This window comes from Methanoculleus formosensis (assembly GCF_025384765.1).
Taxonomy (GTDB): domain Archaea; phylum Halobacteriota; class Methanomicrobia; order Methanomicrobiales; family Methanoculleaceae; genus Methanoculleus; species Methanoculleus formosensis.
On record NZ_VHLL01000001.1, the window covers coordinates 632,823 to 647,085 of the forward strand.

Sequence of the window (14,263 nt, forward strand, 5' to 3'; positions counted from 1 at the left end):
TACTGTGGAGTCAGAGATGATCGAGAGTTCCAGGGATACGGGAGGGGCCTTCTTCCCTCCGGAGGCGGTGTACGTCGGTTCATCGGAGTCCCGCGGGCGGGGCGTCTTCGCCCGGAGGGACCTCGCGGCCGGCGAGGTGATCGAGGTCTGCCCGGTGATCGTCCTCGCGGGAGCGGAGGAGCACCTCGACAAGACGCACCTCTTCGACTACTACTTCGGGTGGGGGGAGTCTGTCGCCGTGGCGCTCGGCTACGGGTCGCTCTACAACCACTCCTACCACGCGAACGCGGATCATGTCTGCGATCACCTCCATGGCGCGGTCCGCATCTCCGCCCACCGGCCCATTGCAAAGGGCGAGGAGATCACCATCAACTACGGCGGGCCGCCGGACTGCCCCGACCCCGTCTGGTTCGATGCGGTGGAGTGAGTGGTCTCTACGGCCGGAGCAGCGACGATCTGCCGTTTCGGTCTCTTTCTGCCCCGGTATATCCCCGGGGCGGAGCGGCCTCTGCCGGTATCCCGAACCGGGCGGCGGTAGATCGCCCCACCCTCGCCGGGCAGTTCAGGCCCGTCTGCCAAAATCTCCAGTGGAAATCAAGGGGTTTAGACAATACTCTCTATATTATAGGTATTCTCTGGATCGCCCGTTGCGGAAGCCGGCCCCGGTAACCTTCCTGGAGGCCGTGCGGGTGGCTCAGGTTCGTCGTTTGTTTTGAGTGATTTTGTAAGATTCGGGGATAATTCTGGGTGATCTCGGAAGCGTCCCCGCGGTGCGGGGGTGCAGGAGTTGAGATACTGCCATGCCGGCCGATATGCGGTCCCGGCGCTCTACCTTCTGATGACCAGCTGCACCCGCTCGGTCCGGACGGTGCCTCCCCCGCTCGCCGTGACCACGGCGTCCACGGTCGCGGTGGAGATGAAGGGCGGGAGGTCGGGGGTTACGGCCTCGTAGGTGAGCGGGGGATAGGGTGCGGCGACCGTGCCGAGGTCGCGTTCCTCGCGATATACGCCGCCGAGCGCCGTAGCCGAGACCCTGACCTGGATGGGCGCGGAGAACCCGTCTTCGGGATGCACCATGAGCGTGTGCCTGACGGTGTCTCCCGGCCGGGTGGTGGAGGACGACGGGGTGACGGTGATCGAGAAGGTGCGGGACGCGATATGCACCGGGGTGCCCGTCGCCACCGGTGTTGCTGCCGGGACGGGAGGTGGGCCGGGCTCTCCGGGAGGGGGTGCGGCCCCGTTCGCGAGGAAGGCGTAGGCGCCGGCGAGCACGGTCACCAGGGCGCAGATGGTGAGGGCTATCAGCAGAGGAGGGTATTCTCGTACCATACTTTCACGGTGGGTATGCCGGCAGAACGGTTGCCTGCGTACTTATGTGTTGGCACCCCGGCCGGGGCAAAAGAGGTGAGTGGGTTTTCAGTCGACGGCGACCATGACTTCGGTCGACTTGACCACGGCGTGGACCTTCTTGCCGACGGCAATCCCGAGGTTCTCGACGGACGTCTTCGTGATGACCGAGACGAGCTCGCCGCCGCCGTCGAGCGCGATGACGACCTCTGCAGTGACCACGCCCATGTTAACAGCCGTTACCTTCCCGGGAAGCTGGTTCCTTGCACTTAACTTCATAGTGTATCGTAGCGACATTCCGGCTCTCCGGGTCATATAGGTTGCGGTGCCGGGGACGGGCGGTGCCGGCAATGCTGCCCGTCGCTACGCGTCTCCGGATGAGGAGGCGGTGTTTTGACCTGTGCGGGTCTGTCGCGGCACTGTTTCACCATGGAGATGCGGCATGAGTATCCCCGCGACCTGCTGCCCGGTGTGCGTGAATGAACCCTGAGTACGGTCGGCAGCGGAGGGTTGTACCCCGGGAAGAACAAATCGCGCGTTGTATCCGGGTAGGTGATCGATATCCCGGGTTTTTTCCGCATCTCCTCCGGCCGCTGCCTTTCGATTCCGGTATATTTAATGTTGCGGATGTCTTTTTCTCAACCATGTGTGTACCGCAACCCCTGAAGGTCGCTCTTGTCATCCTCATCCTGGCGATGCCGGCCGGATCTGCCGTGACCGCCATGCCTGCCGGGAACCTCGTCATCACGGAACCCTCCGTGAACGAGACTGTTTTTGCCGAGATGCGGGATTTCTATGTCTACGGTCTCTTTCCTGCACCGCTCGACCATCCCGGGAACATCCGCGTCGTTCTGAAAGACGGCGACGGCACCATCATCCGCACGGTGGCGAGCTGCGTCAACGAGACCGGTGTCACGCCGGAGAGTTCGGTGAACATGAGCCTCGTTCCGGAGAAGTGGGGCGGCCTCCTTGCTCCCGACGTCGTCACCGAGCCCGGGGGGTTTGAGAACGGCAGCAACAAGCTGCTGGTGACCCATACCTACTACCTCGTCCTGGTGCAGGGCGGCGTGACCCGGGGGATGGGGAGTTACACTGATGTCAGCGGCGGGAGGCTCGAGCCGATCGCCCGGGACCTGACTGCCGGAACCTATACACTGGTCGTGGAAGGGCTGGACGGAGATCTCGCCGGAGAGCAGGTGGAAAGAGAGATCGTCTTCGGGAAGACTCACGCGTCCCTCGGCGTGTTCCGCCCCGAGTCGAACAAGCAGAGCGTGATTGGCTGGGCAGATGAGAAAATGCCGCCGCTCCGGGTCTACATCGACTGGTTCCCGGGATATTTCCGGAGCGGTGAGGGCGGGTACGAGATCCCGGACCGGTGGCAGGCAAACAACGCGATCGAGGTGGTGAACGGCCTTGAGGGGACGGCGGCCGATACCGCCGCCGGCGCACGGAACGACTGCGTGATCTACAACATCGGCAACACCTCCGCGACCTTGCAGGTCGAACTTGCCGCGATCCTTATGCATGGCCTGGAGGACTCCGATCGTACGACGTTCACGCACTACGACATCGGCGAGCCTTCGATCGCGTGGGTCGACCGGACGACATCGGCGGCGGAGTCGCTGACCGGGAAGCTGGTGGCATACCCCGCCGATACCCGGGTCGTCTACACCCGTGCGGAGATCACGGACGGGCCGGTGCGTGAGAACTACTTCAGCGCGGTCGGAAACGACAGCAAAAAAACCGTCGATACGACGCCGGAGCGGGTGACGATCGTGCAGGGCGAGAACCTGACGTTGTATGGCGTAACCCGGCCGATCGCAACGAAACTGACAGGCGCCGGGAGTGCCTGGCGTTACGTTCCCGACGACCAGATTGTTATGTATGTCTACGAGAACGCGACGCTCGGGGCGTTCACGTTCACCGGCTGCCTGGAACGGGAGTTCGAGGACGGGTACGTCGGGTACGCCAACTACGAGTTCGGGCACGCGTTCACTGAGACCGCGGTGATGCCGCCGGGGACGTGGCTGCTTTCGGTGAGCGCCTACAACTCGACCGGCGCCCTCGTGGAGAAGACGAACAGAACGATCGAGCTGGAGGTGACGGCGGCGTCGCCGGGTCTGCCCACGGTCATTGCGGTGGCGGCTCCCGCATCGACGCCTGCACCGAGAGAGACGCCCGGGTTCGGGGTTGTTCTGGTGCTGGTGGGGCTGACGGTGGCGGTCGTGGTTCGACGAGGGTGATCGCCGGCCTCTCTCTTTTTTTAGTCTGCCGGCCGCCGGGGTCCGCAGCGCGGGTTCGGGCGGCCCGGGACGCCCCCTCCCCGACTACGATCTTCTCCGCCGTGAGCCTGTAGAGTGGGTGCACCGGCCGGTTGCGGGGCGGTGAGGGGGTGGCGGCCAGAAGATCGAGGTTCAGAATGCCCCGGGACACCATATGGAAGCGCTACCGGAACTATTAGAAACCTTTTTCGCTATGTTCTCCGTACTGTTGAACAATCGATATGGGGCGCATCCAGACACTTCAAGACTTAAAGGAGATGTTACAGGCAGGGTTCGAGGATAATGAGGCGCTTCTGGCACGATATGGTCAGACGCACCTCACGCAGTTCAAAGCCTACCTGCTGGAGACCAACTACCCGATCAACGAGGTCGGCTGCCCTCTTGGAACCTGGAGCAGTCTCGACGCCGGCGGCTGGTATGTTAATCGTGGATCTTCGTCGCCCAATATCCTCTTCCTGGATACAACCCGTGAGCGCGTCTGGATACTGTATACCTTACTTGATGCGACAGAGGCGGATGCAATCACCGACGGCTGGGTCAAGCACATAAAGGTTCTTGACCGGTGCTGGTTGTCCAGGAGCCATCTCCTCCACTACGACGTCAAAGAACCGTGGCAACAGCGGGGTCTTGGCCTGAAGTTCTCCGATGGTCTGGCATCGGATGACGAGGCAGGACGTTTCAGCCTGAAAGCATGGTATGGGGCGACGGAGAAGATACCCGGCCTCGCGGAAGTGCTGGATACGGCGAAGGAGAGTTTCGCGATATACAGCACGCGATGGCAGAAACTCAAGGAAGACTCGGTGACGCTGGCCGTGGAGTGGTACAGTAATGGAAAGGTGACCATCAACAGGGCGACCGATGTTGACGAGGTTATGCTCTCGATCTCTGACATGGCGAATCTCTATGAGGATGCGCTTGCTGAGGCAACAGGCCTGAGGGATGACGGTCTGGGCGCCTTTGAGTTGAACTTCACCCAGAATATCGACCTTGAGGCGTTCTCTAAGACCGTGGCGATGGGGCGGGGGAGGATGGACCTCTGGCTCATCGAGACCGAGACCGATCCGGATTTCAGGCGCTTTAAGGGTGTGGATCTGCATACCTGGGGCAGAATTTTCCTGGATGTGGGGCCCGACTTTGCATACCTGACGATCCCGGGTAAGGGGTGTGTCAACGCTGTACCCCGGATAGCAACGATTCAGGGCGAGGATAACGCCGGCAGGACTTCTATCTTCTTTGATGGAGTGGAAGTCTTTGGCTGAGCTGGATAGGAGGATTGTTCTCTGGTGCAACACGATCGCTCTCTTCCATGAATGAAACCGGCCACGGTTTATTGGGCCGTTCCGGAAGGCCGGGTATGCCTATCGCGTTGAGACGGCCCTCTCGATACGCCGGACCGGGGAGGAGAGGATCCCCGCGCATAGGAGCCGAAGATTGCGATCCACTCGGCATCGTTTCTGGTGAGTATCGCGACGATAGCCTCCCGTGCCGTCCTGGTTAATGTGCGTCCTGCCATTCTGCCCGCCCGTATCTATACCGGTTAGTATGACGCTCACCCCGTATCAGTCTTTTGAGGGCGAAGGGGTTCCCCTTGGGGAAGGGGGTCTCTCCTGAATCTTCCAGATACGGGTACCCATCGCTGCGAGGTCGCTGATATGGGTGTCTACGGCAAGCGACGCTATATCGAAGGCCGGATCGGTGGTTACGTCGGAGTTCTCCGGGGAGAGTTGTATGGTAATAGTATATTTCTTCCCTGCCTCAAGGTCGACAGGCCCGGAAGACCGTTCCATCAAAGAGAACTTTCAGCGTCTTTGTCATCCGGAAAACCACCCCTGAACTCGATAACCATCATGGTCTCCGCGAAATAATAATGATTGCGGGTGCGCCTGCACCGGATCACCCCTGCAGGGCTCGACGGCGGTGCTCGAGGCCGGGTCAGGGAGAATGGCAGCGGGCCGGTCTTCGGTCGGTGAGGCATGCAGCGCAGAGGATAACGTAAGAGATGTGAGCGCCATCATACCCTGTTTCATACTGGGCGCGTGATACGACGGCCACCCGGGGCCCCCGGAGGTTTCGATCGCCATACCGGAAAGCGGCAGGAAAAAAAAGACTGCGTAAAGATGATCGAAGCGGACGGATGGTATCTAATGGCTGCCACCGGCAGTATAAGCATCCGTCAAAGTCTGGCAGGATCACTATCGCCGGGCACCCGGCAGATGGACTTGTTCCGGGAACGCTGAACAGTATCCAGGCTGCCGTATTACAAAAAATCCTCAATTTCCTCCCGCTCTATCCCGGCCTGTTTGAGGATCTCCAGAGCGTGCCGGGCGGGAGATCGCGCCCGTGTACCGGGACGACAACCCGGCGCTTCGTCTCCAATTGATAGAAGATGTGGTGGCTCCCCTTCACGCGGTCCAGCACGAATCCTTTCTTCTCCAGGATCTTCATGACCTTCTGCGCCGTGAGCGCCGGAAGTTTAGGCATGTGCCTCGACGGTGAGGGTGTATTCTAGGAGTCCTTCCTCGGTGGGAATCTCTTCGCCCTTCTCCTGGAGATGTTCAATGTAGAGCTCGATAGCTTCCCGCGCCATCGTTATCGCCTCGTCGACAGTCTCCCCATAGGTGACGCACCCTGGAAGGGTCGGTACGGTGACGGTATACCCGCCTTCCGGCTCCTTCCGGAGGAGGATACGGTAGTTCAGATTTCTCATTGCATCGCACCCCGCGGATCATGCAAGTATACAGGCCTACATAGGGCCTATGCATGATAATGATAATACATCACCAGATGATCTATAAAGAGTATCCATAAAACAACCTCTTTTTGGGAAGTCACTCACCGCACCCCATCCCGGCCGTTCCCATCCCGCACCAGCCTCACGTGGCAGCCCTCGCACCTAACGGTGCTCATGCTCCGGTACTGTGAACCGTCGCACCCCGCAGATATTCGCCCGGCCGGAGGACTTCGCGGCGGCATCCCAGGGATCCCCGACCACCGGACGTTTGAGCGGGCGAAGGCCGAGACCAGCCCTCCCCGCGCTCTCGTTGCAGGTAAAAGAGCCGGGCCCGGCACTTGATCAGGTCAAAGAGCATGCCCGGGTTCCGGCGGTTCCGGGTCGCCGAGGACTGGATCCGCCGGGCGAACGATCACGCTGCATCACTGTCCGCCAGACACCTATCGCTCATCCTCGATTGGTTCGTCTTATCGTTCATTTATCCACGGCCGGTCGGGCATCTACCCGGCTCTCGGCCTGGATCATCCCCTGTTTCGCCGGAACGCTCTGGGAATATCCCCCCTTCACAGTGATTCCTTCCGCAAGACGTACTGCGTCTTCTTCGACGTGCCCACCTGCTCAACGATACCGCGGTCGACCAGAGCCCTGAGGTCCCTCAGGGCCGTCGTTCCTCCGACTCTCCCTTGCGTGGCGACACCCGGTGAAAAGAAGCCGCGCCGTGACCTCAGGCGAACGTGCAGGAGCACTCAGAACCGTATGAAGTATTCTACAAAAGAAATGGGCCTGGCCGGATTCGGACCGGCGATCTTCTCCGTGTAAGGGAGACGTCATAACCAGCTAGACCACAAGCCCCGTGGATGCCTTACAGTGTTTTGCACCGTGACGGATAAACGTGTTGCCTGCTCCGGATTCCGGGGCTGTCGTGCGCGGCATCTACTGTCCTTCGCGGCTCGCGCTCGCAGGGATGCTTTATTGGAATAGGCGAGAAGGAAGTTCAGGCTCTGCAGACTTCGCGTTCTTCGCGGCTTCGCGTGTGGTAACGGAGCCGACAGCCATATGGTCTCACGGGAAAGACGCGAGGCAGCGAAGGAGATCCCGGGGCTGCGCCGGAGAATTGCCTTCCACAACTCCCGACAGCACTATTGGTGATGAGTTCCCGGTGATTCGATCTCTGATTGAACGGTATCTAGAAGATCGAACGTTGCGAAATGAACCGTAAAAAAAGAGTTCAGATGAACCCGAAGGACTTCAGCGTCACTTCGGGGTTGACGGCGCCCACGTGGTAGACCTTGCCCTCGGAGAGCTCGTTGATGACGACCTCCGCCGGGGAGAAGAGCGAGGTGTCGATCTGGTAGAAGTCGAAGTTGGCTTCCTTGAAGATGTCGTAGAACGGCTTTCCGTATCCCTTGGACGTGTTGCTCGGGATCTTGTCAAGGTAGTCCTTGATCTCCGGGGCGTTCATCGTCAGCATGATGCTGCCGTGGTAGATCGTCGCGTCGTTGGTGCTGCCCATCGCCTTCGTCCCGTCCTTCTTGACGGGCGCGATCGGGGCGTGGCCGATACCCGCGGTGATCTTCTTCGTGTCGAACCCGAGCTCGTTCAGCTTGTAGACCGCCGTCTCCACGCAGCGGCCGGCGACCTGGACCGAGCCGACGATCGATGCCGTCGGGGCGACGACCGCGCAGGTGTTCGCCACGTCCACGTTGCACTCTTCGGCGATCTTCTCCATCACCGCGGCGTTCGGGAGGTGGTCGCTCTCGAGGCAGATGACCGCGTAGTCGAACTCGTCCTCATACTCGATCACCTCGTAGGTGTGCTTGGGCTTCAGGGAGAGCGCCCGCGCGGGACCGCTCCCCATCGCGAAGTACTTGTTGACGTTGATCGTCCAGCCCGCCTTCTGGGCGCCGAGGCACGCAATCGACGGGAAATCGGTGCTGACCTCGATGAACGGAATGGGGAACTCCTTGATCCGGCCCATCGAAATGTCGACCTCGCCGAGCCCGCCCATGCAGATCTCGGTGAACCGTCTTCCCGTCAGGTACCCGCCCGGAGTGCTGACGCCGCAGTCAACGATGCGTGCGCCGTTGTCGAGCTCGTGCGGGACGGCATCGAACTCCTCGGCGTATTCGAAGAGTTCCTCAAAAATATCCAGTGCCAGTTCGTTCACGCTGAGCATGTGGAAAACCTCATCAGAGTACAAACGGCGGGGGAACTGATAAGGATTATGAAATCGTCTGCTCCTGCCCCAGGTGCTCCAGCACGCGCCCGGGATCGTACCGGAGACTGATCAGCCGCGTCCGCCCCCTTCCCTGGCGGTAGTGGAGGTTTAAGAGCCGCATCGAGTCGAACTTCTGGATGATCTCATAGAACTTGGTGTAACTGACCCCGCCGCCTTCTTCTTTTATGAAACGGTAGACGTCGCCGGCGTTCATCTCCTGGTCGTCGCGGGCCGACATATCCGCGATCCTGGCCAGCACCTCCCGTTCCTCGGCCTTGAGCGCCCGGAGCGAAAACGCGAGATGGAGGTACCGGGAGACCTCGTATGCCTTGCAGACGTCCTCCTGCTCGACCGACCGCCGCGCCTCCCGTTCGGCGTTCAGGGCCGCACGCTTCAGGAGGTCGATGCCGACACGGAGGTCGCCGCTCTTCATCGTCTGCTCCACCACGAGATCCAGCATATCGGGCCGGATGACGTTCGGGTAGAGGCCCTGCAGGATACGCTCCTCGAGGATGCCGTGGATCTCCTCCCCCGAATAGGGCGGGAAGTAGATCTCGGTGGGGCGGAAGACCGATGCCACCCGTGCATCGACCTCGGTCTGCAGGGTGACGGACATATCGCTGACGATGGCGACGACACCGGTCCGGACGCCCGGATAGGCCTCGTGTGAGCGGAGCAGCGGATAGAGCACCTGGTTGATCTCGTTCTCGTAGAGGAGGTAGTTCGCGTCGTCGAGCGCCACGAGGAGCACCTGCTCCTCGCGCTGCAGCACCTTCGCTATGGCGTCGTAGACCTGCTTGAACGACGTGCCCGACGGCGGCGGCGGGTGTCCGGTGACGCGGCGGTAGATCTGGGAGAAGATGGCGAACTTCGTGTTGTCGATCTGGCAGTTGATGTAGACCGGGATGAGTTTCTTCGTGGCCTCCTCGATCTCGGCAAAGACTTTTTTCACGCTCGTCGTCTTCCCGGTTCCCGGGAGGCCGCGGCAGATGGTGTTGAGCGGCCTCGCCCCCCGCATCCCGGGCTTGATCTGAAACGCGAGCTCCCGGATCTGGGCGTCACGATGGTTGAACTGCTCGGGGACGTAATCGATCTCGAATACTTCGGGATCCCGGAATAGCGTCTCGTCCCACATGAGCAGGTTCTTCTTCATTATAGAATCCTCGGGTATGGTAGTATTTATATCCTCCAGATTGGGTTCTCCTCATCGCGCTGGTCACTACAGGGATTACGGCTGTTCCATGCACTTTTTGCAGAGCGTCTTGCTCATGAAGAGCTGGGAGAGTTTCGCCTGCGATTTCGTCACTTCCGCACCGCAGGCCTCGCAGACGTCCTCCGCCGGAGCCCCGGACGGTTTTTCCGGAACCGGCTCCTGCTGCGGCGGTGCCTGTACGGGGGGTGCTTCCGGCTTTGCCGGGGGCTTCTCCTCCGGTTTCTTGGGCGGTGCCTGCGCCGAGGGTGCCTCCGGTTGAACAGGGAGCTTCTCCTCCGGCTTCTCGGGCGCCGGCGGGATCGCCGCTGCGATCACCTCCGGCGTCGGGCAGGCTTTCTCCTCCGGATGGGCTGGTTCCGGCACCGGAGCAGCCGGTTCAGGGGTCTCCTTCTCCGGGCGGGTCGGTTCCGTCACCGAGGCGGCGGGTTCAGGGGTCTCCTTCTCCGGGAGCGGTACCTGCGGGGTCGCGGGCCTTGCCGCGAGAACGCGGCGCCGGTATGCGTCCACACGCTCGGCGGTCGCCTGATCGCCGCGCCCGAGCCGGGCAAGGATCCCGTCGAGGAATGTGATAAGGTCGTCCACATCCTCGTGGGTCTCTACATCCCCCTCGACTTCGAGACGGAGGTTTTCGTAGTTCTCGAGGTTGATGGTGATCCCGATGGTGACTTCCTTCTTGCTGGCCATATTTCCCGAATAATATTGTCTCTCTTTATATACAATTCCTCCGGCGGCCCGCATCGCCCCGCCGTTCAGCCGGTTCGGCAGCTCTCCTCCGCCCCGTTGCCCGGGGAGATCGGGGCCGGCGCAGGGGCTCTCCCCCCGGCATCCGGGCCGGTTCCGGTCACCTCCCTCGTGCACTCTGAAACCCCGCTGATGGCGGCGTATGGGAATTTATCCGCGCATGGATTTTTATATCCCTGCTGCTATATTAGGGGCGAGTCTCCGGCAGCCCAGAACGATCTCTTCGAGGAGCGTGATGACTACCCGCCCGCATCAGAAAGCATCAGACCCCCTCGCCGTGAACCTCCCGATCATACTCCTGGTTGCCGCCCTTCTGCTCGTCCAGTGTGCTGCCGCCGCACCGATCATTGTTGCGGCGAGCGACAGCAACCCGGCGGCTAAAGCCCGCGCAGACTACGCCTGCGACGGCCTCGACGACCAGGTGGAGATCCAGGCGGCGTTCGACGCACTCCCCTCGGGCGGCACGGTCGGTCTCACGGAAGGCACGTTCAACTGTTCGGGCAGCCTCGTCCCCGCCGCCAAAACGACGCTTCTTGGAGAGGGGCCGGACAGGACGTCCCTTGAGTTCAGCCGGAACGGGCTCTTGAACGTCTCGGAAGAGAACGTCACCCTGGACGGGTTCCACGTCACGGGCTCACACTACGTGAATACGAGCACGAACACGACCCTCGACCTCACCCGGTGGCACGGCGTCGTCACCATCTACGCGAGCCACGCGAAGGTCCAGAATGTCACGGGCACCGCCGACGCGAGCATCCAGGCGGTCTTCCTCCTGCTGCACAACCCGAACGTCTATGCCCCCGTCCTCGAAGACATCGAGTTCGTCGACTGCAGGGCCGTTGACACCGGGACGTATGGGTTCCTCCACAACGCCTGGGGAAGTGAGAACACGACGATCCGGGACGTCCGCTACGAGAACTGCTCCGCGATCAACTGCGGGAGCGCCGGCGCGTTCAACCAGTGGGTGACCGGGTTCAACTTTGCGGAATTAAACGACATCGAGGGTCTCCGGGTGACGGACTGCATCGCGGAAGGGAACCTGGAGTCCGGGTTCCACTTTGAGTGGGACCCCGGGAAGCGCGACTGCGTCTTCACCGACTGCGTGAGCCGCAACAACGGCCGGAAACCCTATCCCGACGACTACCTGGTGGGCGACCCCGACTTCTTCGGCGCCGGCTTCTACCTCCCGGGAGGGGAGGTGGCGCTGGTGAACTGCCGGGCAGAGGGGAACGGTGCGTTCGGGTTCTACGTCATCAACCCGGAAGGCATGCTCCTCTACAACTGCACCGAGAGTGAGACCGGTCGCGGCCAGGCCTCCTCTGCAAAGCCCATATCCTACTGTATCCTCCAGTCCCTGCCCGTATCGAGAAACCCCTCCATCGTGATGGACCACTGCCGGAGTATCGGGTCGCACGGCTGGGGCCTCTTTCTCTGCGGCACGGAGAACGCGCTCATCAGGAACTTCACCATGACCGATCCGGCGGGCATCGACGGGGTCGGGGCGATGCTCGGGTGCCCCTCCCACGAACTCCCGGTGAACTCGACGATCGATGCAGGCATCTCGAGTTCGACGATCGATCTCACTGCGTCTGGGGACCGGCCGCAGACACTGATCTCCATCGTCGACAACAGAAACGTCACATACTCCGGGAGGATCGTCTCCGACGCCCCCCGTCCGGTGGCGGTCGAGTGGACGAGCGAAGGGGGCGCGGACCTGACCGCTCTCGAGGTGCTGCCGGCCAGCAGCACGGCATAGGGTTCCGGGGCGCGGAATGCGTCATGCGTAAATACCCCGGCCCCCGGAACTGGCGGTTTCCCTCCCCGGCTCGCAGGCGGGACCCTCCGGCGGGGGCGGGCCGGCTAAATCCTTAAATGGTACTTCCGTGCCATAAGGGTATGATCCCGTAGGCGTCGCCGGTCCCTCGCGACTCCCCCGGGTAGCGAACGGGTCGTTGGTTTTATGTCGGCGGGACTGCAGCTCGGGAAGAGAGAACGGCGCATCCTCATCGCCATCGCGATCATACTCACGGTGATCGTCGCCGTCGTGCTGATCATACACGTCTACCCGCCGGTCCCGGTGCCCCCGCCCCCCCCTCCGCCGCCGATCACCCCGATCCCGACGACACCGGCGGTGCCCCCGGAGACCGCCGGGCCGACGATCGTCGTTGCGGCGAGCGACAGCAGCCCGGCGGCAAAAGCCCGGGCCGATTACACCTGCGACGGCACCGACGACCAGAAGGAGATCCAGGGGGCGTTCGATGCACTCTCCTCGGGCGGCACGGTCGCTCTCACGGAAGGCACGTTCAACTGCGCGGGGAACATCCGCCCGGGCGCGAAGACGATGCTTCGCGGGGAGGGGGCGGATGCGACGTTCGTCGAGTTCACGAATAACGGGCGGCTCCTCCTGGCCCGCGAGTCCGTCACGCTCTATAACTTCCACGTCAGGGGCACGGGTTACCCGAAGGTCGGGGCCGACCACTGGCTCGGCGTGATCACCATCTATGCGAGCCACGCGAAGGTTCTCGGCGTCGAGGGGACCGCGGATGCAACCACCCAGGCGGTCTTCCTCCTGCTGCACGACCCCGATGTCTACGCCCCGACCCTCGAAGACGTCGAGTTCGTCAACTGCAGGGCGGTGGACACCGGGACGTATGGGTTCCTCCACAACGCCTGGGGGACGACGAACGTGGTGATCAAGGACGTCCGCTACGAGAACTGTGCCGCGATCAACTGCGGCAGGTACGGGGCGTTCAACCCCTGGGTGACCGGGTTCGACTTCGCGGAGCTCAACGACATCGAGGGACTCCGGGTGACGAACTGCATCGCGGAAGGGAACCTGGAGTCCGGGTTCCACTTCGAGTGGGACCCCGAGAAGCGCGACTGCATCCTCACGAACTGCATCAGCAAAAACAACGGGCAGAAAGCCTACCCGACGCGGGCGTACCGCGAGGACGACATGTCGACCCACTACTTCGGGTGCGGATTCTACGCCCCACGGGGGGACATCACCTTCATCAACTGCTACTCCGAGGGGAACAGCCGGCACGGGTTCTACGCGACGAATGGCGGTAAACTCTACAACTGCGTCGACCACAGCGTCGGAGCCGGGAAGACCGATTACCGGATCGTCCAGCCCGCATCGTTCTACGCTGCCCCGACGCGCTCGATAACCCCGTCGCTCGTGCTCGAGAACTGTTCGAGCATCGACTCGTGCGGCTACGGCCTTCATATCGACCTCGCGAGCGATGTCGTGATCAAGAACTTCTCCCTGGAGAATCCGGCCGGGATCGATGGTAAAGCGACGAACCTCGGGGGATCGCAGGGGGGGCCGGTTTCTAACTCCGTCGTCAACATCTATGCGTCGGGCGACCGGGCGGAGACGCTGATATGGGCAAGGAACAACGAGAACGTCGAGTATTCCGGCAGGCTTGTCTCGCAATCATCAAAGCCGTTCGTGATCGAGGGCGACCGGACGCGAAACGTCCGGGTCAAGGATATGGAGATCGTCTCCGCGAAGATCGGGCCGTTCGCGAACGGCGTCACCCTCGCGAATACGGTTCCCGCCGGTGCAGTGACGTTTGAGAACGTGGCGGTCACCTCGGGATCGTGCTGAGGGTGCGGCAGGGGGTGGCTGCCGGCCGGGCGCGGGGTGCCGGACAATTCCGCGAGTTTTATAATTGTCACAGTATTATAATGGGTATCCGGTCCCCGTTCGGCCGCCCGGGGTGTCT

14 protein-coding genes and 1 tRNA gene are annotated in these 14,263 nt (G+C 61.9%); 6 read left to right on the forward strand and 9 right to left on the reverse strand.

What is annotated here, in order from left to right:
• The first annotated feature begins 16 nt into the window (after positions 1-16).
• Entirely contained in the window at positions 17-427 is a 411-nt protein-coding gene (locus FKB36_RS03345; RefSeq protein WP_261596605.1) for an SET domain-containing protein, read from the forward strand.
• Positions 428-828: 401 nt separating this feature from the next.
• Here FKB36_RS03345 and FKB36_RS03350 read toward each other — a convergent pair whose 3' ends face one another.
• Together FKB36_RS03350 and FKB36_RS03355 are read right to left on the reverse strand one after the other, a co-directional pair.
• Positions 829-1,329, reverse strand: a complete 501-nt coding sequence (locus FKB36_RS03350) for a hypothetical protein (RefSeq protein ID WP_261596606.1) — start codon at positions 1,327-1,329, stop codon at positions 829-831.
• Between the two features lie 87 nt (positions 1,330-1,416).
• Positions 1,417-1,626, reverse strand: coding sequence for a TOBE domain-containing protein (locus tag FKB36_RS03355; RefSeq protein ID WP_261596607.1), 210 nt, complete (start codon positions 1,624-1,626; stop codon positions 1,417-1,419).
• A gap of 365 nt (positions 1,627-1,991) precedes the next feature.
• Between FKB36_RS03355 and FKB36_RS03360 the strand changes: the two genes are divergently transcribed.
• Both FKB36_RS03360 and FKB36_RS03365 read left to right on the forward strand, forming a co-directional pair.
• On the forward strand, positions 1,992-3,590 hold the full coding sequence (locus tag FKB36_RS03360) for a hypothetical protein (RefSeq protein ID WP_261596608.1): 1,599 nt from the start codon (positions 1,992-1,994) through the stop codon (positions 3,588-3,590).
• 260 nt (positions 3,591-3,850) lie between these two features.
• Positions 3,851-4,888, forward strand: a complete 1,038-nt coding sequence (locus tag FKB36_RS03365) for a hypothetical protein (RefSeq protein ID WP_261596609.1) — start codon at positions 3,851-3,853, stop codon at positions 4,886-4,888.
• 300 nt (positions 4,889-5,188) lie between these two features.
• Here FKB36_RS03365 and FKB36_RS03370 read toward each other — a convergent pair whose 3' ends face one another.
• Entirely contained in the window at positions 5,189-5,416 is a 228-nt protein-coding gene (locus tag FKB36_RS03370; RefSeq protein WP_261596610.1) for a hypothetical protein, read from the reverse strand.
• Between the two features lie 347 nt (positions 5,417-5,763).
• Between FKB36_RS03370 and FKB36_RS03375 the strand changes: the two genes are divergently transcribed.
• Positions 5,764-6,009, forward strand: a complete 246-nt coding sequence (locus FKB36_RS03375; protein ID WP_261596611.1) for a type II toxin-antitoxin system HicA family toxin — start codon at positions 5,764-5,766, stop codon at positions 6,007-6,009.
• Here the strand turns inward: FKB36_RS03375 and FKB36_RS03380 are convergent.
• The 6 genes from FKB36_RS03380 to FKB36_RS03405 form a co-directional block, all read right to left on the reverse strand.
• Positions 5,916-6,110: a type II toxin-antitoxin system HicA family toxin gene (locus FKB36_RS03380; RefSeq protein ID WP_261596612.1), complete on the reverse strand. Its 195-nt coding sequence runs from the start codon at positions 6,108-6,110 to the stop codon at positions 5,916-5,918. The two genes, FKB36_RS03375 and FKB36_RS03380, sit on opposite strands and share 94 nt — an antisense overlap.
• Positions 6,103-6,336 carry a type II toxin-antitoxin system HicB family antitoxin gene (locus FKB36_RS03385; protein WP_261596613.1) on the reverse strand — a complete coding sequence of 78 codons (234 nt, stop codon included), beginning with the start codon at positions 6,334-6,336 and terminating at the stop codon, positions 6,103-6,105. Before FKB36_RS03385 ends, FKB36_RS03380 begins: the two co-directional genes overlap by 8 nt.
• Before the next feature lie 802 nt (positions 6,337-7,138).
• Positions 7,139-7,212, reverse strand: a tRNA-Val gene (locus FKB36_RS03390).
• Between the two features lie 376 nt (positions 7,213-7,588).
• Positions 7,589-8,536, reverse strand: coding sequence for a methenyltetrahydromethanopterin cyclohydrolase (gene mch / locus FKB36_RS03395; protein ID WP_261596614.1), 948 nt, complete (start codon positions 8,534-8,536; stop codon positions 7,589-7,591).
• Positions 8,537-8,582: 46 nt separating this feature from the next.
• Positions 8,583-9,731 (reverse strand): ORC1-type DNA replication protein, encoded by a 1,149-nt coding sequence (locus FKB36_RS03400; RefSeq protein ID WP_261596615.1) that lies wholly within the window; start codon positions 9,729-9,731, stop codon positions 8,583-8,585.
• 75 nt (positions 9,732-9,806) lie between these two features.
• Positions 9,807-10,475 (reverse strand): hypothetical protein, encoded by a 669-nt coding sequence (locus tag FKB36_RS03405; protein ID WP_261596616.1) that lies wholly within the window; start codon positions 10,473-10,475, stop codon positions 9,807-9,809.
• A 292-nt stretch (positions 10,476-10,767) separates the two neighbouring features.
• Between FKB36_RS03405 and FKB36_RS03410 the strand changes: the two genes are divergently transcribed.
• Together FKB36_RS03410 and FKB36_RS03415 are read left to right on the forward strand one after the other, a co-directional pair.
• Positions 10,768-12,288, forward strand: a complete 1,521-nt coding sequence (locus FKB36_RS03410) for a glycosyl hydrolase family 28-related protein (RefSeq protein WP_261596617.1) — start codon at positions 10,768-10,770, stop codon at positions 12,286-12,288.
• A gap of 204 nt (positions 12,289-12,492) precedes the next feature.
• Complete coding sequence (locus FKB36_RS03415) at positions 12,493-14,145, forward strand: hypothetical protein (protein WP_261596618.1); 1,653 nt, start codon at positions 12,493-12,495, stop codon at positions 14,143-14,145.
• The last annotated feature ends 118 nt before the right edge of the window (positions 14,146-14,263 follow it).